The following is a 22,100-nucleotide window of genomic DNA, read 5'->3' as shown; positions in this document are numbered from 1 at the left end:
GAAGGCGACCGGCCATCACTCCGTGGGCTATGGGCTTGCGCAGTCCCCTGTGGGAGCATCTCTTTTGCTTGTGGGAGCGGGCTTGCCCCGCGAACACCGGCGAAGCCGGTGCCATCCACCGCGCTGCCTGTTTCGCGGGACAAGCCCGCTCCCACAAGATCTCCGCCTGTTCAGGTAGCCAAGGACGGCTCGAACGGAATGCTCTGCACCACCTCCAGCTCATACCCCGCCAGCCCCGCATACTTGAGCGGCGGCCCCAGGTGGCGCAGCTTGCCCACGCCCAGGTCCTGCAGAATCTGCGCGCCAGTCCCGACCTCCGAATACACCTTCGACTGCCCACGCTGGTACGGCCGCACGGGCTGGGTCAGTTGCGGCACCCGCTCCAGCAGTGCCTGCGAGGACTCGTGGTTGGCCAGGATCACCACCACTCCAACGCCTTCGTCGGCCACCTTCTGCAGCGCCGCCCACAACGTCCAGTTGGCCGGCCCTGCATACTCGGCCCCGACCAGGTCGCGCAGCGGGTCGATCACATGCACGCGCACCAGCGTCGGCTGCTCGCGGCGGATATCGCCCATCACCATGGCCATGTGCACACCGCCTTCGATGCGGTCTTCATAAGTCACCAGGCGGAAGGTGCCATGCACGGTCGGCAGCTCGCGCTCGCCGATGCGCTTGATGGTCTGCTCGGTGCTCAGGCGGTAGTGGATCAGGTCGGCGATGGTGCCGATCTTGATGCCATGTTGGGCGGCGAACACTTCAAGGTCGGGGCGGCGGGCCATGGTGCCGTCGTCGTTGAGCACTTCGACGATCACCGAAGCCGGGGTAAAGCCGGCCAGGCGGGCCAGGTCGCAACCGGCCTCGGTGTGGCCGGCGCGGGTCAGCACGCCGCCTTCGCGGGCACGCAGGGGGAAGATGTGGCCGGGCTGCACCAGGTCTTCGGGTCGGGCATCGGCGGCCATCGCCGCGGCCACGGTGCGCGCCCGGTCGGCGGCGGAGATGCCGGTAGTGACGCCGCTGGCGGCTTCGATCGACACGGTGAAGGCAGTGCTGAACACGCTGCCGTTGGCCGGCACCATCTGCTCAAGGCCCAGGCGCTGGCAGTGTTCGTCGGTCAGGGTCAGGCAGATCAGCCCACGCGCTTCGCGGGCCATGAAGTTGATGGCCTGGGCGTCACAGCGCTCGGCGGCGATCAGCAGGTCGCCTTCGTTTTCTCGGTCTTCGTCGTCCACCAGCAGCACCATCTTGCCTTGCCGGTAGTCCTCGAGGAGTTCTTCGATGGTGTTGAAAGCCATGCTGCACGCTCACTGTGATGGGGGTGGTTTTATGGTATACCATCATACACAAATAGTTTTGCAACAGGAGAGCAGCGGATGAAAGCCTATTGGATCGCCCATGTGGACGTGACCGACCCTGAGCAGTACCAGCAGTACACCCAGCGTGCGCCCGCTGCCTTTGCGGCATTTGGCGGCAGGTTTCTGGCCCGGGGTGGGCGTAGCGAGGCGATGGAAGGGCGGCAGACCCCGCAGCGCAGCGTGGTGATCGAGTTCGATTCGTATGAGCAGGCGGTGGCCTGTTATCGGTCCGAGCTGTATCAGGAAGCCTGCAGCCACCGGCAAGGGGTGGCGAAGGCTGAGGTGATCATTGTGGAAGGGTTCGAGCCCTGAGCTGATCAATGCCGGCCTCTTCGCGGGACAAGCCCGCTCCCACAGGTTTGGTGCTGATTTCATCAGCAGCGTATGACCTGTGGGAGCGGGCTTGTCGCGCGAAGAGGCCGACACTGACGCCATTCAGCCCTCATGGCATCCCGGGCAACTCATGCGGTCGCAAGTCAAACACAAGCACCTCTGCATCCTTGCCATTGGCAAGCTCCAGCAGCCGCTCCTGCCGCATGCGCACCCCATCCCCCTCATTCAGCACCTGCCCATTGAGCTCGATGCTGCCCCGGGCCACATGCACATAGCCATGGCGGTTCTCCGGCAAGGTCAGGCTCGCCCGCTCCGCACCTTCGAACAGCCCGGCATACACCCGTGCATCCTGGCGCACCTGCAATGACCCCTCCGCGCCATCCGGGGAAATGATCAGCCGCAACCTGCCGCGCTTTTCTTCGGCACTGAAGTGCTGCTGCTGGTAACGCGGCGTCGCGCCCTTCACGTCAGGCACGATCCAGATCTGCAGAAAGTGCACCGGCTGGGTCTGGCTGTGGTTGAACTCGCTATGCGCCACCCCGTGCCCGGCGCTCATCAGTTGCACATCACCCGGGCGGATCACCGAGCCGGTGCCCAACGTGTCCTTGTGCTCCAGCGCCCCTTCGAGCACATACGAGAAGATTTCCATGTCCCGGTGCGGGTGCTCACCGAAACCCTTGCCGGCAATGACGCGGTCGTCGTTGATCACCAGCAGGTCGGAGAAACCCTGCTCGTCGGGGTTGCGGTAGTGGCCGAAGGAAAAGGTGTGGAAGGATTTCAGCCAGCCATGGAAAGCGAGGCCGCGGTCTTTAGCGTTGCGGACGGTGAGCATGGTGATTCTCCTTGAAAGCCAGGGCCGGGAGGGCGCTTGGGCTGTTGATGGGAGAAGTTTAACTGTCAGCGTGGGCGTTAAAAATCTGTGGTTTGGTGAAAGACTGTCTCTTTGAAAGTGACTATTGGAGAAGAGGCTTGTAGGACATTTCAGCGTGTTTTGTAGGATCGCTCTTGCTGTGTTTTGGGGTGATTTTCTTGCTCTTGTGGGTGCTAGCTTCCCGGCTTTCACTCGAGGAGATAGCGCATGGTACGTTTCAGGATCCAAGGCAGGAACCAGGCCTTGAATGGGGACCGCACCACTACAGGGGCCGTATGTCTGGCCAGCGGCACTGGATTTAAAGGGCATGGGCGTGAAGCGTTGCGGGTGCAGGACAAGACCACCCCATGCCCTGTCTGTGGTGAAGTCGGAACGCTCGTGGAGGGCGTACAAAACTTCGTGATCCAAGGCCGCCCGGCGGTGGTTGATGGGGCGTTGGTGGCGTGCAAATGCCCAGCGGGGAGAAACCGCGTCATAGCCTTGGGAGGGCCTGGCGAAGCGGCAAACCCCTCGGCGACACTACAGGCAAGCCAGACGGCAACATCAGATCAAGCCAGCTTGACCCCACCTATCAAACCTACGCTAGGAAAAATGAAGCCGAAGCCTGGTACTTGCCAAGACCCTGACATGATGGAGCAGGTAGCCAGCTATATCGCCGGGGAAATTAACCGCAACATCACACATCCATCCGTACTGAAAATGAAGAAGCTCATCAGCTTTGACGCGGCGGAGGAAAATGCAAGCTTCCAGAACCTTCCATGGTATGCACGCCTTCTACCTCCTGATTTTCGAGCAATGGAGCTTAGTAACACTGCCGCTGCGATGGCCCTTTGGGCCGAGAGGGTTGGTCAAAATAGGCCATGGGATCACAAGGTGACTATTGCACAACAGTTCGGCGGGCCTTGGCAGAAGCAAGGTCAAGTTGACTACTTCTACGACATCTGGTCGAACATCCACTACGGCTATGTAGGACGCGTTGGTGGCCTTTCTGAAAGCATCCTTCTGGACGGCGCTGGGCTTGAACAGATTGCCTCAGACGCCATTCGCAAAGTTCAGAAGTGGGACGAGCGAAAAGGACCTCACCGCTCAGCAGACATCAAAGGAATGCGGGCTTGGGACGATATAGGCGACCGAGTCTCCATCAGCATTGGAATCAAACTGTACAAGCAGCACCCAAACGGCGGAATTACGGCACAAATGCTTATGGACGAAGTTTTAGCATTACCACGTTCAAGCTGGGGAGATGGGACGCGTGACCACGTCTGCAAGTAAACCGAAACGGCATTTCTGGCGCTGGGTGGCGGTGTTATTACTCGCCCCCATCGTCTTTTGGTATGTCGCCACACCCCAAGTGAGTTTCCACTTCTCTGACAAGGGGCAAGGGCGTCTGGGTTACATTTTGAATGTTCAGCACGACATCTCAAAAGGTGAGATCTACCCGGGTGAAACTACGGGTGGCGCAGGACACATCTTTCCGAACGAGCAATTTTTTATGGAGTTCAATTGGAACAACGGAGGGAAATCGCGCTGCATTCGGGTTAAACCGAAATGGCCGAATACCGATGTCTACATCGGGGCAGATGGTGCTGTCGATAGCCGTACTGATGGCAAACGTATTGAAGCATGTGGGCCACTACCAAAATAGAAACTCCGAGAACCTAGCCCTTTGTGTGAGTAGGGTGCTGCAATGATGGGAAAAAGCCGCTATAAAGCGGCTGACTGTCACCAAGAGCAAGACAATGAACCCTTATGAAGACATGCGCATCTTTGCCCAAGTGATGGAGACCGGCAGCTTCACCGCCGCCGCCGACCGCCTGGGCATGTCCAAGCAATCGGTCAGCCGACGCCTGATGCAACTGGAAGAACGACTTGGCGTGCGCCTGCTCAACCGCTCCACCCGGCGGCTGGACGCTACGCCGCTGGGCCAGCACTACTACCAGTCGGCACTGCGCCTGCTGGGCGAGGTGCAGCAGGTGGAGCAGGACATCAGCGGTCAGACCCAGGCCTTGCGCGGCACCTTGCGACTGAGTGCACCGCTGTCGTTCGCCATGGCGCACCTGGGCTGCCTGTTGACCGAGTTTCTGCAACTGCACCCGCAGGTGGATGTGGAGGTGGACCTCAGTGACCGCGCCGTGGACCTGATCGGCGAGGGTTACGACCTGGCACTGCGCATTGGTGCGCTGGAGGATTCCAGCCTGATCGCGCGGCGGATCGCCAGTGTCGAGCGGGTGTACTGCGCGAGCCCTGGGTATCTTCAAACGCGCGGTGTGCCGAAGCGGCCCGAACAACTGTCCGGCCATGACTGCCTGCCTTACGGGCATTCACGGCAGGTGCAGTGGCAGTTCATTCGCGCTGGAAAGGCGCAGGCCATTGCCGTGACCGGACGGATGCGTGCCAACAATGGCGAGCTGCTCAGGGACGCGGCGATAGCCGGGATGGGGGTGACTTATCTGCCGACCTTTATCGTTGGCCAGGCATTGGCCGATGGGCGTCTGGTGACGGTGCTGGATGACTGGGCACCGCCGGCGTTGCAGCTGTCGGCGGTGTATCCGCAGCATCGGCAGGTGGCGAGGCCGGTACAGGGTTTTGTCGGGTTTCTGCGAGAGCGATTGGCGCAGCTTTAGTTGATCGTCAGCTGTAAGACAAGTCTGGACTGAGCCAAATGCCATTGAACTCAAGGACCCTATCGCTGGCAAGCCAGCTCCCACAGGTACCCCGCCGTTCTTGAAACCGGTGCTGTACCTGTGGGAGCCGGCTTGCCGGCGATAGGGCCAGTTCAGGCTATGCTTGCCCCATGAGCACACCTCCACCTCTACGCCAACCGTGCCCCCCTGGCGCCTGCGACTGCGGCCGAGAAAACCTGGCCGAGAGCCCGCCAGCGGCCCAACGCATCCTGCTGCTTACCCGGCAGGAAGAAAAACGCCTGGTCGAACGCCTGGAAAACGTGAAGGACCTGGAAGACCTGCAGCGCCTGCAGGTGCGGATGTTCGAGAACCTTGGCATTCGTGTGCGCATTGCTCCGGGGTTCAACGAAGTGCGGACCATGCGCGGGATTGTCATCGAACTCGATGCTCAGCCTGGGTTGTGCCGCAAGACCCGGCAGTCGATTCCGGCGGCGATTCGGCGAGGGTTGGAACGCAATCCTGAGGTCGCGTTTCGGTTGCTGGATGCGCATGACTTGCTGCGGGATGCGTGAGGGCTGGCGGGTGTTCGGCGGGCTTTTTGGGGTGGCGCTCGATCTCAACCCCACCGCAAGACTCAAATCGAGCCCCTAATTTTTCGGAATCTTCCTACGTCTACCTGAGAGCCCTCCCACGCCAAGCGCGTACCGGCATCCCTCATTCAAGGAGACAGGTAATGACTTCCGTATTCGACCGCGACGATATCCAGTTCCAGGTAGTGGTCAACCACGAAGAACAGTATTCCATCTGGCCCGACTACAAGGCGATTCCCAACGGCTGGCGCGCCGTGGGCAAGAAAGGCCTGAAGCAGGACTGCCTGGCCTACATCGACGAAGTCTGGACCGACATGCGCCCTCTGAGCCTGCGCCAGAAGATGGCCGAAGCCGCCGCCCAGTGACCCCCCTCAACCTGCTGTGCCTGCCGTATTCCGGTGCCAGCGCGATGGTCTACAGCCGCTGGCGGCGCAAGCTGCCGGCCTGGCTGCAGGTGCGCCCGGTCGAGCTGCCTGGGCGCGGTGCGCGCATGGCCGAACCGTTGCATACCGACCTGCAGGCCCTGGCCCGGCAACTGGCCGCCGAACAACGCCTGGCCACCGCCGCGCCCTATGCGCTGCTCGGCCACAGCCTGGGCGCGCTGCTGGCTTTCGAGCTGGCCCACGAACTGCGCGCGTTGGGTTGCCCGGAGCCGGTGGCGCTGTTCGCCTGTGGCACGGCGGCGCCAACCCGGCGTGAGGGCTATGACGGAAAGGACTGGCGCGAGGCGAAGAGCGATGACGCGCTGAAAAGCGAGTTGCGCGCGCTCAATGGCACCCCGGAAGAAGTGCTGGCCAACGATGAACTGATGAGCCTGACCCTGCCCATCCTGCGCGCCGACTTCCTGCTCTGTGGCCGTTATGCCTATCGTCAGCGGCCTGCGTTGTCCTGCCCGCTGTATGTCCTGGGCGCAGAGGCTGACCGCGCCAGTGAGGCGCAATTGTTGGCCTGGAGGCAGGAAAGCTGCGGCCATTTCTCGTTGCAAATGTTCCCCGGTGGCCATTTCTTCATTCATGAACAGGAAGACGCAATCCTTGAGACATTGACCTTGCGCTTGCAATCCGCCCTTCAAGCAGCCCCCCAACTTTCTGTCATCTGACCAGGATTGCAGCGACATACGTGTGTTCGCCACACCGACTTAATGGCACCTCACTTGATCTTGGCGAGGTACCTTCATGACGCTGCATCGCGCTGTTTCCCACCTTGGCTTGTTGAATGCTTCCTTGCCCCTGCCTGTTTGTTCGCCAAAAGGCTGTCGACTGCTGGCCATGGGTAACGTGCTGTATTGCTTCTATTTTGGTGAAGGCAATGAGGTGATGATGACCTCAAGGCTCGCGACGGGTGCCTGGAGCGTCCCTGTCGATCTGAAGTTCCCGAGTCTTTCGGGTTTGCCAGCAGTCTATGCCTACAACGGCCGCATTCATGTATTCACCAGTGCCGAAGCCAATAAGCCGATCACCAGTAGCAACGGCTCGAAGGTACTGCACTGGCAACCGGGCGCGGACATTCGGATTCATTTGGACATGAGCATGAATGTCTTTGGCTCCCCATCCGTAGCCGAGCTCAATGGCAAACTGTATCTATTCTCGCGAGAGCCTGGGTACGGCGAGTTACGGTGGGGCAGTTCGACGACGGGACTTGACTGGCTCCGTCAGGGGCATGTCCATCCGGAGGGGCAGAGCAGACTGGCACGCTCGCTCTGGGACCCAGTCGTTTGTACCTACCAGCGGCTCCTGCATGTTTTCTACCAGAGTGAACAGGGCTTGTCGGTGATCAGGTTCGACGGTGACAACGGCTGGAGCCGTGGGCAACTACTGGTCGACAAACCCTACCACTGCATGCCTGCCGTGTTTGTGCATGACGGCCTGCTGACGCTGGCATACGCCAACCTGCAATCCGCTGATCAAACCCTGTCGGTGAGCGCGCCAACCGAGCAAAGCATGGGCGATCTGCACGACGGTGACGTCGAGGGCACGCTAGACCTCTATCGCTATGACGGCAATGTCCTGGGCCGGGTCGACCGGAGCATTGGCCTGGTGGTCAAAGGCATCCCCGCCGCGGCAGTGGTGGACGGCGAACTGAACCTCATCTTCCCATCGGTCTGAGTCGATCACGCCTTTGAAAGCAGGAGTGGGTCATGCCAGTCAATTTTCGCATTCGAGGGGGCGCCGGGCTTTTACTGCGCTCGCTCGGCGACACCGAATTCAATGCCGAACTTGAGCGCCTTTTTCGTGAGTTGTTTCACCTGCTGACCACAGCCCCAGCCGATGCGCCTCATTCGGCGGCCTATGTCAGCTACCACATCTCCAGCGAGTTCATGCGCAGCAGCAACTGGAGTGAACAGGCAGATGCAGCACAAGGCCTGACGGCACTGTTGCAGCGTCTGTACAACGAGCCGGGCATCATTGCCGGCCTTCAGGCGGCACGTCGCGAGCAGAGCCTGGCGGTGTTGCTGCGGGTGTACAACATCCATCACGCATTGATCATGTCCGGGCTGCGCAGCGACCATGGGCCGCAGCGGCTTGATCCCAGCGATGCATTGCGCCTGTTGCGAATTGCAGTCACCGCTGCCTGGGGGCCTTGGCGTGCGAGCATCGAACTGCGGGGAAGCATTACCCGTTACCACCGGGCACGGCTGCACGACCCAGGCACCGGTGTGCAGGCGATAATCGGCTGGCAGCGCGGCAGAAACCCGCCTGTTCAATTGCGTGCGGCAACCTTCAACATGCAAGGCACCTCGGCAACGCAGACCGACAAGTTCCGCGCTCATTTGCTACATCGAATTCGCCAGCACCATGTGATCGCGTTGCAGGAAGCGGGCGCGCCGCCAATATCTGCCCGGCATGAGGCACAGCTCAGCGTCAGTGACCAGTTTGGTGGCGCGCATGAAGTCAATCGCTGGCGCTGGGAGGTCGGAACCTCCGGTCGCCCGGAGAACTACATGCTGTATTACCTGGAAGTCGGCAGGCAACGCGTGCGCGTGGCGATGATGGTGAACAGCGATGTGAGCGTGACGGGCGTGACGGTAATCGCCGACGGCGCCCAGTCACCCTCGGGGCTGCTGTCGCCGAGGCCGGTGCTGGGGCTGCGCATTCGCTTGCCAGGGATGCGTACCGATATGACCGTTTACAGTTTCCATGCTATTTCAGGTGGTGGCCCGAACAGCCCGAGAGTGCTGCGTGAAGTGGTCTGGCACACGGATACACCTTTCATCTTGCTGGGCGACTTCAACCGTGACCCTCGTGAGCCAACACCTGAGCATCCCGAGAGCAGGAACTGGATCGCTCCACAGGGTATTGCCGAGCTGGTGCTTGCCCAGGGCCCAACCCACCCGAGCAACCGACCGGTGTCCATGCTCAACTATTCGCTCACCTCTGACCTGGCGCAGGTACCTGAGCCTGGACAAGTGCTGGATCTGATGGACTCGGACCATCGCATGGTGTCATTCAACTTCATGCTCAGTGACTGATTGACGGCGTGCCCTGCCTGCGAGAGCCTTAGGCTTTTCGGGCAGGGTAGAGCATGTTGATCGATTATCAGAAGGCCACGCTGCTGGCCGTCGACATCCAGGAAAAACTCATCGGCGCCATGAGCGACCCCGAAGGCACCCGTGCACGCGCACGCTGGTTGCTGGCGGCTTGCGCCGACCTGGAACTGCCGACAGTGATTTCCGAACAGTACCCCAAAGGCCTGGGGCACACGCTGCCTGAGCTGCTCGCGGTGGCACCGAGCGCCGAAGTGGTGGAGAAAACCCATTTTTCCTGCGTGGCTGCCCAGTGCCTGCCCGACAGCCTGCTGGCGCGCGAGCAGGTGATCGTCTGCGGCATGGAAACCCATGTCTGTGTCCTGCAAACCGTGCTCGGCCTGCTGGGCCTGGGCAAGCAGGTGTTCGTGGTCGAGGACGCTTGCGACAGCCGCACCCCGGCCAACAAGGCCGCAGGGCTGGCGCGCATGGCCCAGGCGGGTGCGCAGTTGGTGACCCGTGAAATGGTCCTGTTCGAACTGCTGGGCAATGCCAGCCATCCCCAGTTCCGCCACATCAGCAAGACCTACATGGTCGGTGAGCAGCCCTGAACGCTCGGCTCCTCACCGCGGGCCTGATGGCCCTGGCGCTGTTGCAAGGCTGCGTCGGGCGGCGCGAAGAAGAAGTCGAGGCCGACCCTGCGAAAGTGCATGCCCAGCTGTTGCGCCTGCTGCCGGCCCAGGCCAAGGACCGCGAAGGCTGGGCCAGGGATATCCAGCAGGCGTTCGAGGCCCAGCGCATCGCACCGAGCAAGAGCAACCTGTGCGCGGTGCTGGCGGTCACCGAGCAGGAGTCGACCTTCAACGCCGACCCGCAGGTGCCCAACCTGGGCCGCATCGCCCGCGCGGAAATCGACCGCCGCGCCGCTGGGATGCATGTGCCGCGGCTGCTGGTCGACGGCGCGCTGAACACTACTTCAGGCAACGGGCAGACCTACCAGCAGCGCTTGCTCGCGGTACGCAGCGAGAAACAGCTGAGCGCGCTGTACGACGAAGTCACCGCCGGCTTGCCGCTGGGCAAGACCTTGCTCGGTGGACTCAACCCGGTGCACACGGGTGGGCCGATGCAAGTCAGCGTCGAGTTCGCCGAGCAACACGCCAAAGACTATCCCTACACCTATGAAGGCACGATTCGCCAGGAAGTGTTCACTCGCCGAGGTGGCATGTACTTCGGCATTGCTCACTTGTTGGGTTACCCCGCCTCCTATGAACGTCAGCTCTACCGCTTCGCCGATTTCAACGCGGGCTGGTACGCCAGCCGCAACGCCGCGTTTCAGGCGGCGTTGAGCAAGGCGACGGGGATCAAGCTGGCGCTCGATGGCGACCTGATCGCGCCGGGCTCGATCATGCCCGGCAGTACCGAGCAGGCGGCGCGCAAGCTGGGGGTGAAGCTGGGGCTGCGCAATACGCAGATCCGCAACCAGCTGGAACTGGGTGATCGCCTGGCGTTCGAGGACAGCAAGCTGTACAGCGGGGTGTTCGCCCTGGCCGATGCGGCAGCGGGCAAACCGGTGCCGCGGGCGGTGTTGCCGGGGATCGAGCTGAAGAGCCCGAAGATTACACGCAAGCTGACTACCGCGTGGTTTGCCGGCAGGGTGGATGAGCGTTATCAGCGCTGCATGAAGCGCTAGCAGTCTGTACAGGCCCTTTCGCGGGACAAGCCCGCTCCCACAGGTACACCACTGCTCTCCAGGGCTGTGGGGTCCCTGTGGGAGCGGGCTTGTCCCGCGAAAGGGCCGGTGAAGGCGACATCAACCCTCGCTCAATGCCCCAACCACTTGATCGACACTGGCCTTGAGCCCGCTCACGGCATCCTCCGGATCACTCTCCACCACCAGCAGCTTCGCTCCACTGGCCTTGATCACCTCGGCCACCGCCGCCTCCGGCTGCCGATGGTCCAGCACCAGCGCCACATCCTGCTCCTTCAAGTTGTCGCCGAATGCCTTGAGCGCCGCCTCATCCCACTTGCCATCGGCCGGCAACGGCTGTTCCACCACATCCAGGTTCATCCCGCTGGCCAGATACCCCAGACGCTCGGACAGGCTCACCACAGACAGGTTGTCGACCTGCGCCAACTGCGTCTGGCTGTCGGCCGTCAGCGCCAGCAACTGACGCTTGAGCCCCGCCAGATTGCCCTGGATTTTGACCTTTTCGGCCGGCGCCAGGCGCTCCAGGTCGTTGGCCAGCACATCGGCCATGCGCCCCAGGTTGGTCGGGTTCAGCCACGGGTACGCACTGTAGGCATCGTCGCCGGTCACCGCGATGCCCGGCAACGCACCGTCCACCGGGCGCGCGGCGTCGATTTCGACGATGCGGATGTTGCTGCGCCTGGCCATCGGGTAAAGCGGGTCATCGCGCCAGATCGAACGCACGCCGATCACCGCGTCGGCCTGCTGCGCGGCCTTGGCCAGGCTGGCGCCACCACGGCTGCTGAAGTACGCAGGCTGGCGGCTGGCCGGCAGGTTGGCCGGCGCGGCGCGGGTGAGCGCTACCGACGTGCCGGCGAGCAAGGCCGTGGCCAGGCTATGGGTGACGGGCAGGGTGGTCAGCACTTGCGTGGCAGCGGCCAGCGAGGGCAGGCCGGCCAAGGCCAGGGCCAGGGTCAGTCGTTTCAGGTTCATGCCGGGTTTCCTTGCAGGCGTGGAACGAGGGCGCGCGCCAGGGCGGCGAGGGCGAAGCAGATACCCGCAACCAGAATGATCGCGGCACCGGACGGCACCGGCAGGTCGAACATGATCGGCAGCAGAATGCCCAGCAGTGTGCTCAGGGTGGCGATCAGCACCGAGATGAAGAAAAAGCCCTTGAGCGACTGGCTGACCAGCCGTGCCGCCGCCGCCGGAATCACCAGCAAGGCACCGACCAGGATCGCCCCGATCACCTTCACCGAGGCCACGGTGACCAGGGTCACCAGTACCACGAACAGGTAGTCCAGGGTCTTCACCGCCACGCCGCGCACCGCCGCCAGCTGCGGGTTGAAGCTGGCCAGCATGATGCGGTTGTACAGCGGCAGGGACAGCGCCAGCACCAGCACCGCGACGATGCCCAGTACTACCAGGTCCTGGGCGCTGACGGTCAGTACCGAGCCGAACAGCACGTTCTCGAGGATGTGCACGTTGATCTTGCCGGCCAGCATCAGCAGCAGGCTGGCGCCCAGCGCCAGCGACACCGAAAGGAACACGCCGATCAGCGTATCGGGCGACAGCCCGGTGCGGTTGCGCAGGAAGTTGAGCAGGATGCCGAACAGCAGGCAGTAGCCGAACAGGCTGCCGTAGGGGCCGGTGTAGGGTTCGCCGAGCAGGATGCCGATGGCAACGCCCGTGAGCGCGGCATGGCCGACGGCTTCGGAGAAGAAGGCAAAGCGCTTGACCACCACCAGGGTGCCCAGGCCGCCCAGCACCGGGCCGATCATCAGCCCGGCCAGCAGCGCGTTGATCACGAAACCGTAGGCCAGCGCCTCCGGCAGGTAGCCAGCGCCGGCCCATTCCTGGACCAGTTGGCGGAATGCTTCATAACTCATGAGGCGAGGCTCTCGCTGCGCGGGTGGACGGAGAACAGGCCGAGCAGGCGCTCGGGGGTCAGGGCCTGGACGGGTGGGGCATCGAACAGCACCCGGCGGTTCAGCCCGGTGACCCGGTCGGCCAGGCGCAATACCGCTTCCAGGTCATGCTCGATCCACAACACGGTGGTGCCGGCCTGGCGCCAGCCATTGAGCAGCTGTTCGAACACTTGAATCCCGGCTTCGTCGAGCGCCGACATCGGCTCGTCGAGTACCAGCAATTGCGGCTCCGGGATCAAACCTTGGGCCAGCAGCACGCGCTGGCGCTCGCCGCCGGACAGCGCACCCATGCGCCGTTTGCGTTTGTCGAGCATGCCCACCCGCGCCAAGGCTGCGTCGACGGCCGGGCGAACATGCCGCGACAGGCCGAGAAAGGCCGGGCGCCGTTGGCACATGGCGGCCATGAAGTCGTCCACGGTCATCGGCAGGCCACGGTCGAACTCCAGTGCCTGGGGTACGTAGCCGACCACCTGGTGCTCGCCGGGCCAGTGCAGGGTCAGTTGGCCCTGGTGCGGCATCTGCCCGAGCAGGGTCTTGATCAGCGAACTCTTGCCCCCGCCATTGGGACCGACGATGGCATGCACGCTGCCGACGGCGACGCTGAAGCTGACCTCTTCGAGGATGCGCGTGCGGCCCAGGGTCAGGTCGATGCCGGCGAAGTCGATGCGCGGGCCGCCGGGCGTGACAAGGTTGGCGGCGGCGGTCATGCGCGGTTCTCCTGAATGGCGCGCACCACCGTGTCGAGGTTGCGCTTCATCTCCACTTCGTACTTTTCCTTGGTGTATTCGCCATAGGAAATGTGCGTCAGCGGGTACAGGCGCACGCCGGATTCGCGCTGGATGGTCTCGACGTAGGCGGACGGGAAGTCCATCTCCGAGAAGATCACCTTGACGTCCAGCGCCTTGAGCTGGTCGATGGTCTTTTTCAGCTGCGCCGGGCTCGGCTCGATCCCGTGGGCCGGCTCGACCACCGCGGTCACTTCCAGGCCGAAGTCACGCACCAGGTAGTCGTAGGCGGCATGGATGGTGGCCACGCGGAAGGTGGCATCCGGGGCTTCGGTGACCTTGGCCAGCGCCTCGGCGCGCAGCGCGCGCAGGCGCTTGGCATAGGCGCGGGCATTTTGCGTGTAGAACTTGGCGTTGTCCGGGTCGAGCTTGCCCAGCTCGCGGGCGATGTTGTTGACCTGGGCGATGGTGGTGCTGATCGACAGGAAGGTATGCGGGTTGACCACCTTGCCGGCGCCGCGGGCAGCGATGCCGGTGGCCGCCAGCAGCGGCACGTTCTGGTTGGCCTCGATGGTCTTGATGTCGGGTTTTTCGCTGGCGGCGATCATCCGGTCGGCGAAGTCGTCATGGCCGACGCCGTTGAGCACCACGACATCCAGGGTGCCGATGCGCTTGATGTCCTCGGCCCGTGGCTCATAGGCGTGGGGGTTGAAGCCCGCTGGAATCAGCGGCACCACCTCGGCCTTGTCGCCGACGATATTGCTCACGTAGCTGTAGTAAGGGTGCAGGGTGATACCGATGCGCAGGGGTTTGCCGGTGTCGGCCAGGGCCATCAGAGGGACGGCACAGGCCAGCAGCAGGGCGAAGGCGGAACGGAACATGGAGGAATTCCTTGGGTTCAGTGACGGTGCTCGCGGGTTACCCCGGCGTCGTAATGGCTGACCACTTGCTGCCAGCCCGCGGCGATCAACGCTGCCTGGCCGAGGTCGTCCGGAGCCAGTGCTGCGCTGTCGCGGCGTAGCCAGACATCGACCTGGCCGTTGCTGTCGTTCGGCAGGATCAGCAGAAAGCTGCCCGCTACCTGCGGCGCCTGGCTCTGGCCGAGATAGGCGCCGGTCGGCAACCACGACCACTGGTGGCCACCACGGCTCTGGCTGCCGGCGTCCACCACGAACGGTGGCAGGCCTTCCTCGGCCAGCATGTCCACGGGGGGAATGCTGGCGGTTTCTTCGCGCAGCAGCTGGATCTCGTCGAACGCCACCCGCAGGTCGGTGTAGATGCCTTGCTCGGCGGCGCTCAGGTCACGGCGTGCGTCGATCTGGTGGCTGGCGATGACCTGTTCGTCCTCGCGTTCGCCACGCAGCAGCACCACCGTGCTGGCGAGGGCGACGATCAGCAGGCTGACCAGCAGCACATAGAGGGTTTCATGCCCGGCACCGGCGGGGCGTACCACCTGGGTACGGCTCAGGGTCGGGCCGCTCATGGTTGCGCGATGTCGGCGTAGTCGACTTCCACCACGTGCCCAGGGCCTGCGTCGAACAGCACGTAGAACTCGCCGTCGGGGCGTTTGAAGGTCAGGGTCGAGTCCTGGCCGAGCTTGCCACCGACCAGCACCTGCTCGTCGTAGCCGATCACGTCCAGGGTCACCCCCGGTGCGCCGCTGCCATCGGAGAAGCCACCGGTGCATTTGACCTGGCCACCCGCGACCTCTTCACATTCGCACATCGGGTTGTGGGCCAGGGCCGGGCCTGCGGCCAGGGCCAGCAGCGGCAGGGCGAGCTTGCGCATCAGGTGCTTCATTTCTTGCCTCCTTGTTTTTCGAGCCAGGCCACGGTGGCGGGGGACGCCTTGGCCAGGGAGACCGACGCCTGGTGCATGCTGCCGTCCCAGCCTTCGAGGGTGATCCAGACCTCTGCATCAGGTCGGGTGCGTGGCGGTATCGGCAGGTTGGTGCCCATGCGGTACGGGGCGCCGAAGAAGATGGTGCCGGCGGCGCGCAGGCTGCGTGGCTTGCCGATGCGCAGGTAGACGGCCTTGACGTCGTTGATGCAGGCCGTGCACAGGGCGGCGTTGAAGGCCTTGAAGTGGCCTGCCGGGCCGTCGGCGCGAGGGGCTTCGTTGCGCAGTTCGGCAAGATCCAGGCTATACGGGCCGACCTGGATGTCGCTGATCGGGTTGACGCCCAGGCCGGCATCGCCGCGAAACAGCGCTGCATCGGCAAAGTACTTGGGCATGAAACCCAGCGGGATCAGGATCAGCAGGATGTTCAGGTGGAAGCGCCACTTCAGCCACCACTGTTTGAGCGGGCTGCTGGGCAGGGGCTGGGCGTGGCTCATTGGGGGATCTCCACGGTGGTTTCCTTACGGGCCTTGCGCGGCGCGCGTTCGCTGCGCTTGATGGCGGCGGCGGTGGCCTGGGCGGTGCGCTTGGTCCAGATCAGCAAGCCGCTGAACACCATCAGGGTCAGCACCAGGCCGAAGAAGAACCAGATCAGCTTGACCGGCAGGCCGCCGAAATCGCCGGTGTGCAGCGGGCGCATGGACTCGGTGACGAACTCCAGGGCGGAGCGGTCGCTGATCACGAACTTGCTGTCGACGTTGCGGGTATAGGGGTTGACGTCGGCGCTCTGGAACATCAGCGGATACCAGCCGGGTCCACCCAGGCTGATATGGCTGTAGGCGGTGGCCGGCAGCATGACGAAGTTGATCTCCAGGCCCGGTACCGCAAGGCCGGCCAGGCGCGCTGCTTGATCCACGTCGATGCGTGGGGCAGGGCTGCCATCGGCGGTTTGTGGTACATCTTCGCGGGCGATGACCGGCACGATCGGTTCGCTGGAAATGGAAATCTGGTTGTCGGACAGGATGGCCTGGATCAGGAACCAGGTGCCGGTGATGGAAATGACTGCGATGAACCAGATCGACCAGACCCCGGCCAGGCGGTGCAGGTCACCCCAGAAGATGCGTGAGCCGTGGCCGGTGCGCACCGGTTTGAAGAAGCCTTTCCAGAACTTCTTGTACACCACCAGCCCGGTCACCAGCGACGCCAGCATGGGCAGGCCGAGCAGCGACACCAGGTACCAGCCCCAGCTGAAGCCATTGGTGAAGGGCACCAGCCACCAGCCGTGCAGGGCGCGGGTGAACGCCTCGAAGTTGAAGTCCGGGACCTTGCCCTGGATCGCGCCGGTGTAAGGGTTCACATAGAGCGTGGGGCTGCTGCCGTCGGGGTAGGTCACGCCGGCATTGATGGCGAAGTGCGAACCGTCAGGCTGGCGCAACGAACGCACCACCATGTCCGGTTCGGCCTTGTGCAGCTCATCGAGCACTTGCTGGAAGCTCAGGCGTTCGGCGCTGTCGTCGGGCTTGCTGGCACGCACATCGGGGTTGGCCAGCCAGACGATTTCCTGGCTGACTACCGCGAGCATGCCGGTGAAGCAGACGATCAGGACGAAGAACCAGATCGGCAGGGCGAGCCAGCTATGGACCAGGAACCACAGCCTGGACTTGGATTTTTTCGGTGATTTGGCCATCGGTCGTCTTCTGAAAATGAGGGTCGAGCACAGGCCCAACCACTGGGGCTGCATTAATAAAGACGAATGAGAATGAAAATCCTGCGTAGTTAAATGAAAGCAAATGTTTCAAGAAGTACAAAAACCGGCCAAGCGCGAGGCGCCTGGCCGGTTTTTGCGGTGCGTCGAGGGGTCAGGCGCTGGTGAGCGCTACTGGCGCTTTCAGGCTGCCATGCTGGTGGGACAGGTCGTGGTAGAGGGCCTGGCCGATCTCGGCCGCGCGCGACGGCAGCACCGACAGCAAGGTGTCGCTCAGGCCGTGGCTGTTCTCGCAGAAACCTTGCAGGTAGACAGAGGCCTGCAGCTCGGGGCTGGCCAGTACCCGGTAGTTGCGGTCCACCGCGAAGTCCTCCAGGTAGCCGACCAACGGCGCCAGCAGGTCACGGTGCGAGCGGCGCTCGTAGCCGGTGGCAAGGATCACGGCGTCGTAACGGTGGGTTTGCTGCTGGCCGGTGGCGAGGTCGCGCAGGGTCAGCTCGATGCCCTCGCGGGTCGCCACCACGGCTTCCACCTGGCGGCGGCAGAGCACGTTGTGGCGGAACTGGTGGGCGACCTTCTGGCGGTAGAGGATGCCGTAGATACGCTCGATCAGGTCGAGGTCGACCACCGAGTAGTTGGTGTTGTGGTACTCGCCCAGCAGCTTGGCGCGCTGGTCAGCCGGCTCGTTGTAGACCAGGTCGGTGTAGTCCGGGGAGAAGATCTCGTTGACGAACGGGCTGTCGTCGGCCGGCTTGAGCGCCGAACCGCGCAGCACCATGTCGACCTTCACCGACGGGTAGCTGTCGTTGAGGTCGATGAACGCCTCGGCGGCGCTCTGGCCCGAACCGATCACGGCGATGCGCATCGGCTTGCCTTCGGTGCAGGGCAGTTTGTTCAGGCTGCTCAGGTACTGGGAGTGGTGGAAGACGCGCGGATCGTCCTTGAACGCACCGAATTTTTCGGGGATTTTCGGCGTGCCGCCGGTGCCCACTACAACCGAACGGGTCCGGCGGCTGACTTCACGGCCCTGGGCATTGCGCGACACCAGGCGCAGATGCTCCACGCGGCCCGCTTTCACTTCAGGTTCGATGCGCAGTACCTGCTCGCCGTACACGGCCTGGGTGGCGAAGTGCTCGGCGGCCCAGCGCAGGTAGTCGTTGTACTCCAGGCGGCAGGGGTAAAAGGTGCCGAGGTTGATGAAGTCGGCCAGGCGCTGCTTCTGGTGCAGGTAATTGACGAAGCTGTAGGGGCTGGTGGGGTTGCGCAGCGAGACCAGGTCCTTGAGGAAGGAGATCTGCAGCTCGCTCTGGGTGGCCAGGGTTTCACCGTGCCAGCGGTACTCCTGCTGCTTGTCGATGAACAGCGCGTCGAGGGCATGGCCCTGGGTCTGGGCGAGTTCTTCCAGGGCGATGGCCAAGGCCAGGTTGGACGGGCCGAAGCCCACGCCGATCAGATCTTTGATGGTTTCCGGGTTCGAAGACTGGCTCATGGCTGCGATTCCATAATGGTCGAATGTGGACGCCCGCCGGTACTCCGGCTCCTGCGTAGGTACATTGGTTGGAACGAGCCAAGGTGTGGGGAATTTACTGATCGGCCGTGTGCCGCTTGGCCGCCAGTGCTAAAGGTCTGCGTGGGGCGGCCGATAGGGAAGTCGACGCAAGGACCATTTCAGCACAGGGACAAACACATGGTAGGTATCGCAGCGGTCACCATCAGCGGGGCCACACCCGCCGCCACGGCTGCCGTCAGTAGCGAGGCCCAGAAGGTCGAAGGCGGGCAGGGTGCCAGCGTTCAGGCCGACACTTCCAAGTTGCGCAAAAGCGACCAGGCGCAAAGCGCACAGGGCAGCGAAGACAGCGGCGAGCCCGCGCACATCAAGCAATTGCGCGAAATGATCAAGAAACTGCAGAAGCAGTTGGCCGAGGAGCAGAAGCAACTGGCTGCACTGATGGCGCAGAAAATGGATGAGACGGCCAAGTTGGCGGCGGTGGGGGCCAAGCAGGCCAGTATCGCCACGCTCAACGGCCAGATCTTGCAGGCAACCGCGCAGTTGCTCGAAGCCTTGCAGACGACGGGCGGCAGCAGTGCCGGCGATAGGGCCCAGCGCGACCGCAGTTCTACTCAGCAGCCAGGCGAGTCTTGCTCTGTCGATCCGACTTGTACTGCATGGCGACTGCCGGCGCAGGCTTCGCGGCACCGGTTTCCAGCCACTGGCGCATGCGGCTGGCATCGGCGAAGTGGGTGTACTTGCCGAAGGCGTCGAGAATCACCATGGCCACCGGGCGGTTGTCCATGCGGGTCAGCAGCACCAGGCAATGCCCCGCTTCATTGGTGAAGCCGGTCTTGGTCAGCTTGATGTCCCAGTTGCTCTTGTTCACCAGGTGGTCGGTGTTGCGAAAGCCCAGCGTGTAGTTGGGCTTGCGGAAGGCCACGGTCTTTTCGCGGGTGGTCGACAGCTCGCTCAACAGCGGGTACTTGCGCGAGGCCATCAGCAGCTTGCCGAGGTCACGTGCGGTGGACACGTTCAGCGTCGACAGGCCGGTAGGCTCGACATAGCGGGTATGGCTCATGCCCAGGCTGCGGGCCTTGGCATTCATCGCCTTGATGAAGGCCGGATAGCCCCCCGGGTAATGGTTGGCCAGGGTGGTGGCGGCACGGTTTTCCGACGACATCAGGGTAATCAGCAAGGTTTCGCGGCGGTTCAGCTCGCTGCCCAGGCGTACTCGCGAGTAGACGCCTTTCATCTCCGGGTTGTTGGCGATGGTCATGGTGAGCATGTCATCCATGGGCTGCTTGGCATCCAGCACTACCATTGCGGTCATCAGCTTGGTGACCGAAGCAATGGGTACCACGCGGTCGGCGTGGCTCGAATACAGTTCTTGATTGGTATTCAGGTCGATCAGCAGGGCGCTGCCGGAAGCCAGGTGCAGCTTGGAGGGGTCGCGTTGAACCTGGGCTGGGGGTTGTGCAGCAGCGGTCGACGGAAGGGTCGCAGTTCCTGTGAGCAACAGCAGCAGGCTGAGGATGGACAGGGATGTTTTCACGTTGAGGCTCACTAAAGGTTGGTATGTCGTTGGCTGTGCAAGGGTTTTCCCCCAAAAAACGCTCGCATTCTGGAGTATGGCTCAGCGGCTGTCGATTGCTCGTTGCACCGGCCTATCGAAATGAAAAAAGCTTCATGCTGTAACGGTTATCCTGCGTCCGTTCGTCGGTTCGTGCGGGGCAAAAAAAAGACCCGCCAGAGGCGGGTCAGAAGAGGCGTAGGGAGCAACGCACAACAAATTCGTTCAAGCGAGCAGGCTATTGCCCTGGAGCTGTTCGGCCAGGGACTGGGCCGACGCGCGGGTGGTCAGCGGGCCACTCACGGCTTCGCCGTTGCGCATCAGGTACCAGCATGCCAGCAGCCCTTTCTCGCGCAGTGTAGACGGGACGGCGCTGCCGATGACGGACATGATCTGAATAGTGGCCATGGGGACCTCCTGTAAAACATGGCCCTACCTTACGCAGCAGCCAACGCGGTTTGAAATCAACTTGCTCAATAGTGCTCATCAGGTTTTTCAACGGTCACCAACGCGGCGGGCCGTAATACACCGGGGGCGGACCGTAGACGCGATACCCCGGTGGGGGTGGGCCCGGCACATAGTACGGCTGGTAGTAAACCGCTGGCGGTGGCGGCGCCTGCACATACACCGGAGGCGGGCCGTAGTAGACCGGTTGGCGCTCTACGTACACCGTGCGGTCGTGGCCAGCGGAAACCGTAGCCCCGACCACCGCCCCGACCACCGCTGCCCCGAGCAGCGGGCCTGGGCCATACCAGCCACCACCGCCACCGTGGGCGGATGCTTGCCCGCTGACGGCCAGGGCACCGACCAGCAGGGCGATTCCGGGGATGAGACGGTTCATGACGGTTCCTCGCAAGAAACCCCACGCGCGGGGTCCTACTACTATGAGCTGCGCTCTGTCAGCTGAGCACAGGGGAACGGTAAAGGTTGTGTAAGGGACGACCAGTGGTGGTCTCTGTTACGCTGAACAAACGTTTCAGTTATGAAAAAGGAGCAGTTTATGGCGACAACTCCCAGCAGAGACACGGTGCTGTGCATCTCCCTGGCCGGGCGGCCAGGCACGTTCGGCGTGCGCTTTCATAACCACCTCTACCAGCAGTTGGGCCTGGACTATTACTACAAGGCAATGACCACCAGCGACCTGCCGGCCGCCATCGCCGGCATACGCGCGCTGGGCATTCGCGGCTGTGGGGTGTCCATGCCGTACAAGGAGGCGTGCATGGCCCTGGTCGACGAGATCGACCCGTCGGCGGCCGCCATCGAGTCGGTCAATACCTTGGTCAACACCGCTGGCCGGCTGAAGGCGTACAACACCGACTACCTCGCGGTGCGGCAGCTGATCGAGCAGCATCAGGTCGACCCAGGTACTGCTTTCGCCCTGCGTGGCAGTGGCGGCATGGCCAAGGCGGTGGCCAGTGCCTTGCGCGACGCGGGGTTGCGCGAGGGGGTGATCGTGGCGCGCAACGAGCAGGCGGGGCGGCAGCTGGCGGATGTCTGCGGCTATCGCTGGGTGGCCGAGCTGGGCGACTTGTGCCCGCCCATGTTGGTGAATGTGACGCCGATCGGCATGGCGGGCGGGCCGGAGGCTGATCAGCTGGCGTTCAGCGAAAACGCCATTGACGCGGCCGAGCGGGTGTTCGATGTGGTGGCGATGCCGGCGCAAACGCCGTTGATCCGGCGTGCACAGGCGTTGGGCAAGCCGGTGATTACCGGGTTGGAGGTGATTGCGCTGCAGGCGCTGGAGCAGTTCGTGCTGTATACCGGGGTGCGGCCAACGCCGGAGCAGGTCGAGGCGGCGGTGGTTTACGCGCGGGGTAGCTAGAGGGCGCCTGCCATGGCCTTGTGGGAGCGGGCTTGTCCCGCGAACACGGGCGAAGCCCGTGCCAGGTAGCACCAGTGTCTGGGGCGGCCTCTTCGCGGG

The 22,100-nt window shown here is 63.1% G+C and carries 26 protein-coding genes and 1 pseudogene; 13 read left to right on the top strand and 14 right to left on the bottom strand.

Annotated features, from left to right (window positions below; genetic code table 11):
* Positions 1–170: 170 nt before the first annotated feature.
* Complete coding sequence (gene ribBA / locus PMI38_RS23970) at positions 171–1,292, bottom strand: bifunctional 3,4-dihydroxy-2-butanone-4-phosphate synthase/GTP cyclohydrolase II (protein WP_008099922.1); 1,122 nt, start codon at positions 1,290–1,292, stop codon at positions 171–173.
* Between the two features lie 78 nt (positions 1,293–1,370).
* Here ribBA and PMI38_RS23965 point away from each other — a divergent pair, with 78 nt between their 5' ends.
* Positions 1,371–1,664 carry a DUF1330 domain-containing protein gene (locus tag PMI38_RS23965; protein ID WP_008099920.1) on the top strand — a complete coding sequence of 98 codons (294 nt, stop codon included), beginning with the start codon at positions 1,371–1,373 and terminating at the stop codon, positions 1,662–1,664.
* Positions 1,665–1,794: 130 nt separating this feature from the next.
* Here PMI38_RS23965 and PMI38_RS23960 read toward each other — a convergent pair whose 3' ends face one another.
* Positions 1,795–2,517, bottom strand: a complete 723-nt coding sequence (locus PMI38_RS23960; RefSeq protein WP_008099919.1) for a pirin family protein — start codon at positions 2,515–2,517, stop codon at positions 1,795–1,797.
* A gap of 246 nt (positions 2,518–2,763) precedes the next feature.
* Here PMI38_RS23960 and PMI38_RS23955 point away from each other — a divergent pair, with 246 nt between their 5' ends.
* The 10 genes from PMI38_RS23955 (at position 2,764) to PMI38_RS23915 (ending at position 10,923) form a co-directional block, all read left to right on the top strand.
* A complete protein-coding gene (locus PMI38_RS23955; protein ID WP_008099917.1) occupies positions 2,764–3,828 on the top strand; it encodes a polymorphic toxin type 44 domain-containing protein in 1,065 nt (354 codons plus the stop codon).
* Positions 3,809–4,201, top strand: coding sequence for a hypothetical protein (locus PMI38_RS26840; protein WP_238540216.1), 393 nt, complete (start codon positions 3,809–3,811; stop codon positions 4,199–4,201). The genes PMI38_RS23955 and PMI38_RS26840 overlap by 20 nt, the downstream gene beginning before the upstream one ends.
* Before the next feature lie 94 nt (positions 4,202–4,295).
* Positions 4,296–5,180 carry a LysR family transcriptional regulator gene (locus PMI38_RS23950; protein WP_008099915.1) on the top strand — a complete coding sequence of 295 codons (885 nt, stop codon included), beginning with the start codon at positions 4,296–4,298 and terminating at the stop codon, positions 5,178–5,180.
* A 170-nt stretch (positions 5,181–5,350) separates the two neighbouring features.
* On the top strand, positions 5,351–5,752 hold the full coding sequence (locus tag PMI38_RS23945; protein ID WP_008099913.1) for a hypothetical protein: 402 nt from the start codon (positions 5,351–5,353) through the stop codon (positions 5,750–5,752).
* Positions 5,753–5,913: 161 nt separating this feature from the next.
* Entirely contained in the window at positions 5,914–6,135 is a 222-nt protein-coding gene (locus PMI38_RS23940; RefSeq protein WP_008099910.1) for an MbtH family protein, read from the top strand.
* Entirely contained in the window at positions 6,132–6,869 is a 738-nt protein-coding gene (locus PMI38_RS23935) for a thioesterase II family protein (protein ID WP_008099908.1), read from the top strand. Before PMI38_RS23940 ends, PMI38_RS23935 begins: the two co-directional genes overlap by 4 nt.
* A 76-nt stretch (positions 6,870–6,945) precedes the next feature.
* Positions 6,946–7,875 carry a hypothetical protein gene (locus tag PMI38_RS23930; RefSeq protein ID WP_008099906.1) on the top strand — a complete coding sequence of 310 codons (930 nt, stop codon included), beginning with the start codon at positions 6,946–6,948 and terminating at the stop codon, positions 7,873–7,875.
* Positions 7,876–7,907: 32 nt separating this feature from the next.
* Complete coding sequence (locus PMI38_RS23925; protein ID WP_008099903.1) at positions 7,908–9,239, top strand: endonuclease/exonuclease/phosphatase family protein; 1,332 nt, start codon at positions 7,908–7,910, stop codon at positions 9,237–9,239.
* Positions 9,240–9,292: 53 nt separating this feature from the next.
* Entirely contained in the window at positions 9,293–9,844 is a 552-nt protein-coding gene (locus tag PMI38_RS23920) for a hydrolase (RefSeq protein WP_008099901.1), read from the top strand.
* A 26-nt stretch (positions 9,845–9,870) separates the two neighbouring features.
* Entirely contained in the window at positions 9,871–10,923 is a 1,053-nt protein-coding gene (locus PMI38_RS23915) for a DUF1615 domain-containing protein (RefSeq protein WP_008099898.1), read from the top strand.
* A gap of 120 nt (positions 10,924–11,043) precedes the next feature.
* Here the strand turns inward: PMI38_RS23915 and PMI38_RS23910 are convergent, their stop codons facing one another.
* From PMI38_RS23910 to PMI38_RS23870, 9 genes are all read right to left on the bottom strand, one after another.
* Complete coding sequence (locus PMI38_RS23910; RefSeq protein WP_008099896.1) at positions 11,044–11,913, bottom strand: metal ABC transporter solute-binding protein, Zn/Mn family; 870 nt, start codon at positions 11,911–11,913, stop codon at positions 11,044–11,046.
* Entirely contained in the window at positions 11,910–12,809 is a 900-nt protein-coding gene (locus tag PMI38_RS23905; protein WP_008099894.1) for a metal ABC transporter permease, read from the bottom strand. The genes PMI38_RS23910 and PMI38_RS23905 overlap by 4 nt, the downstream gene beginning before the upstream one ends.
* A complete protein-coding gene (locus PMI38_RS23900) occupies positions 12,806–13,555 on the bottom strand; it encodes a metal ABC transporter ATP-binding protein (protein ID WP_008099893.1) in 750 nt (249 codons plus the stop codon). The genes PMI38_RS23905 and PMI38_RS23900 overlap by 4 nt, the downstream gene beginning before the upstream one ends.
* Positions 13,552–14,454 carry a metal ABC transporter substrate-binding protein gene (locus tag PMI38_RS23895; RefSeq protein WP_008099891.1) on the bottom strand — a complete coding sequence of 301 codons (903 nt, stop codon included), beginning with the start codon at positions 14,452–14,454 and terminating at the stop codon, positions 13,552–13,554. The genes PMI38_RS23900 and PMI38_RS23895 overlap by 4 nt, the downstream gene beginning before the upstream one ends.
* A 17-nt stretch (positions 14,455–14,471) precedes the next feature.
* Positions 14,472–15,041 (bottom strand): DUF6162 family protein, encoded by a 570-nt coding sequence (locus PMI38_RS23890; protein WP_081502579.1) that lies wholly within the window; start codon positions 15,039–15,041, stop codon positions 14,472–14,474.
* An 11-nt stretch (positions 15,042–15,052) separates the two neighbouring features.
* Positions 15,053–15,373 (bottom strand): hypothetical protein, encoded by a 321-nt coding sequence (locus PMI38_RS23885; RefSeq protein WP_008099886.1) that lies wholly within the window; start codon positions 15,371–15,373, stop codon positions 15,053–15,055.
* On the bottom strand, positions 15,370–15,909 hold the full coding sequence (locus PMI38_RS23880) for a hypothetical protein (protein ID WP_008099884.1): 540 nt from the start codon (positions 15,907–15,909) through the stop codon (positions 15,370–15,372). Before PMI38_RS23880 ends, PMI38_RS23885 begins: the two co-directional genes overlap by 4 nt.
* Positions 15,906–17,099 carry a PepSY-associated TM helix domain-containing protein gene (locus PMI38_RS23875; protein WP_008099882.1) on the bottom strand — a complete coding sequence of 398 codons (1,194 nt, stop codon included), beginning with the start codon at positions 17,097–17,099 and terminating at the stop codon, positions 15,906–15,908. The genes PMI38_RS23880 and PMI38_RS23875 overlap by 4 nt, the downstream gene beginning before the upstream one ends.
* 172 nt (positions 17,100–17,271) lie before the next feature.
* Positions 17,272–18,606 (bottom strand): lysine N(6)-hydroxylase/L-ornithine N(5)-oxygenase family protein, encoded by a 1,335-nt coding sequence (locus tag PMI38_RS23870; RefSeq protein WP_008099880.1) that lies wholly within the window; start codon positions 18,604–18,606, stop codon positions 17,272–17,274.
* 198 nt (positions 18,607–18,804) lie between these two features.
* Here PMI38_RS23870 and PMI38_RS27645 point away from each other — a divergent pair.
* Positions 18,805–19,209, top strand: a pseudogene (locus tag PMI38_RS27645) (hypothetical protein); the annotation flags it as partial.
* A 25-nt stretch (positions 19,210–19,234) separates the two neighbouring features.
* Here PMI38_RS27645 and pbpG read toward each other — a convergent pair.
* The 3 genes from pbpG to PMI38_RS23850 all read right to left on the bottom strand — a co-directional run bounded on the left by pbpG (position 19,235) and on the right by PMI38_RS23850 (position 21,020).
* Complete coding sequence (gene pbpG, locus PMI38_RS23860) at positions 19,235–20,161, bottom strand: D-alanyl-D-alanine endopeptidase (RefSeq protein WP_008099877.1); 927 nt, start codon at positions 20,159–20,161, stop codon at positions 19,235–19,237.
* Between the two features lie 243 nt (positions 20,162–20,404).
* The gene (locus PMI38_RS23855) at positions 20,405–20,587 is read right to left on the bottom strand and encodes a hypothetical protein (RefSeq protein ID WP_008099875.1); all 183 of its coding nucleotides are present in this window, start codon (positions 20,585–20,587) and stop codon (positions 20,405–20,407) included.
* 94 nt (positions 20,588–20,681) lie between these two features.
* Complete coding sequence (locus PMI38_RS23850) at positions 20,682–21,020, bottom strand: hypothetical protein (protein ID WP_008099873.1); 339 nt, start codon at positions 21,018–21,020, stop codon at positions 20,682–20,684.
* A 159-nt stretch (positions 21,021–21,179) separates the two neighbouring features.
* Between PMI38_RS23850 and PMI38_RS23845 the strand changes: the two genes are divergently transcribed.
* Positions 21,180–22,001 carry a shikimate 5-dehydrogenase gene (locus PMI38_RS23845; RefSeq protein ID WP_008099871.1) on the top strand — a complete coding sequence of 274 codons (822 nt, stop codon included), beginning with the start codon at positions 21,180–21,182 and terminating at the stop codon, positions 21,999–22,001.
* Positions 22,002–22,100: the final 99 nt, after the last annotated feature.

This window comes from Pseudomonas sp. GM84 (genome assembly GCF_000282535.1).
Taxonomy (GTDB): Bacteria; Pseudomonadota; Gammaproteobacteria; order Pseudomonadales; family Pseudomonadaceae; genus Aquipseudomonas.
The sequence above is the reverse complement of the archived record's forward strand: the minus strand, read 5'-3'. Positions and strand labels throughout refer to the sequence as shown.

What these genes read in the sequence shown, in the direction of transcription:
- PMI38_RS23945 (WP_008099913.1), top strand. Translation starts at nt 5,351, where the DNA reads ATGAGCACACCTCCACCTCTACGCCAACCGTGCCCCCCTGGCGCCTGC.
- PMI38_RS23885 (WP_008099886.1), bottom strand. Translation starts at nt 15,373, where the DNA reads ATGAAGCACCTGATGCGCAAGCTCGCCCTGCCGCTGCTGGCCCTGGCC.
- PMI38_RS23855 (WP_008099875.1), bottom strand. Translation starts at nt 20,587, where the DNA reads ATGGCCACTATTCAGATCATGTCCGTCATCGGCAGCGCCGTCCCGTCT.
- PMI38_RS23930 (WP_008099906.1), top strand. Translation starts at nt 6,946, where the DNA reads ATGACGCTGCATCGCGCTGTTTCCCACCTTGGCTTGTTGAATGCTTCC.
- PMI38_RS23950 (WP_008099915.1), top strand. Translation starts at nt 4,296, where the DNA reads ATGAACCCTTATGAAGACATGCGCATCTTTGCCCAAGTGATGGAGACC.
- PMI38_RS23845 (WP_008099871.1), top strand. Translation starts at nt 21,180, where the DNA reads ATGGCGACAACTCCCAGCAGAGACACGGTGCTGTGCATCTCCCTGGCC.
- PMI38_RS23915 (WP_008099898.1), top strand. Translation starts at nt 9,871, where the DNA reads ATGGCCCTGGCGCTGTTGCAAGGCTGCGTCGGGCGGCGCGAAGAAGAA.
- PMI38_RS23905 (WP_008099894.1), bottom strand. Translation starts at nt 12,809, where the DNA reads ATGAGTTATGAAGCATTCCGCCAACTGGTCCAGGAATGGGCCGGCGCT.
- PMI38_RS23920 (WP_008099901.1), top strand. Translation starts at nt 9,293, where the DNA reads ATGTTGATCGATTATCAGAAGGCCACGCTGCTGGCCGTCGACATCCAG.
- PMI38_RS23870 (WP_008099880.1), bottom strand. Translation starts at nt 18,606, where the DNA reads ATGAGCCAGTCTTCGAACCCGGAAACCATCAAAGATCTGATCGGCGTG.
- PMI38_RS23850 (WP_008099873.1), bottom strand. Translation starts at nt 21,020, where the DNA reads ATGAACCGTCTCATCCCCGGAATCGCCCTGCTGGTCGGTGCCCTGGCC.
- PMI38_RS23955 (WP_008099917.1), top strand. Translation starts at nt 2,764, where the DNA reads ATGGTACGTTTCAGGATCCAAGGCAGGAACCAGGCCTTGAATGGGGAC.
- ribBA (WP_008099922.1), bottom strand. Translation starts at nt 1,292, where the DNA reads ATGGCTTTCAACACCATCGAAGAACTCCTCGAGGACTACCGGCAAGGC.
- PMI38_RS23965 (WP_008099920.1), top strand. Translation starts at nt 1,371, where the DNA reads ATGAAAGCCTATTGGATCGCCCATGTGGACGTGACCGACCCTGAGCAG.
- PMI38_RS23960 (WP_008099919.1), bottom strand. Translation starts at nt 2,517, where the DNA reads ATGCTCACCGTCCGCAACGCTAAAGACCGCGGCCTCGCTTTCCATGGC.
- PMI38_RS23910 (WP_008099896.1), bottom strand. Translation starts at nt 11,913, where the DNA reads ATGAACCTGAAACGACTGACCCTGGCCCTGGCCTTGGCCGGCCTGCCC.
- PMI38_RS23900 (WP_008099893.1), bottom strand. Translation starts at nt 13,555, where the DNA reads ATGACCGCCGCCGCCAACCTTGTCACGCCCGGCGGCCCGCGCATCGAC.
- PMI38_RS23925 (WP_008099903.1), top strand. Translation starts at nt 7,908, where the DNA reads ATGCCAGTCAATTTTCGCATTCGAGGGGGCGCCGGGCTTTTACTGCGC.
- PMI38_RS23895 (WP_008099891.1), bottom strand. Translation starts at nt 14,454, where the DNA reads ATGTTCCGTTCCGCCTTCGCCCTGCTGCTGGCCTGTGCCGTCCCTCTG.
- PMI38_RS23940 (WP_008099910.1), top strand. Translation starts at nt 5,914, where the DNA reads ATGACTTCCGTATTCGACCGCGACGATATCCAGTTCCAGGTAGTGGTC.
- PMI38_RS23875 (WP_008099882.1), bottom strand. Translation starts at nt 17,099, where the DNA reads ATGGCCAAATCACCGAAAAAATCCAAGTCCAGGCTGTGGTTCCTGGTC.
- PMI38_RS23880 (WP_008099884.1), bottom strand. Translation starts at nt 15,909, where the DNA reads ATGAGCCACGCCCAGCCCCTGCCCAGCAGCCCGCTCAAACAGTGGTGG.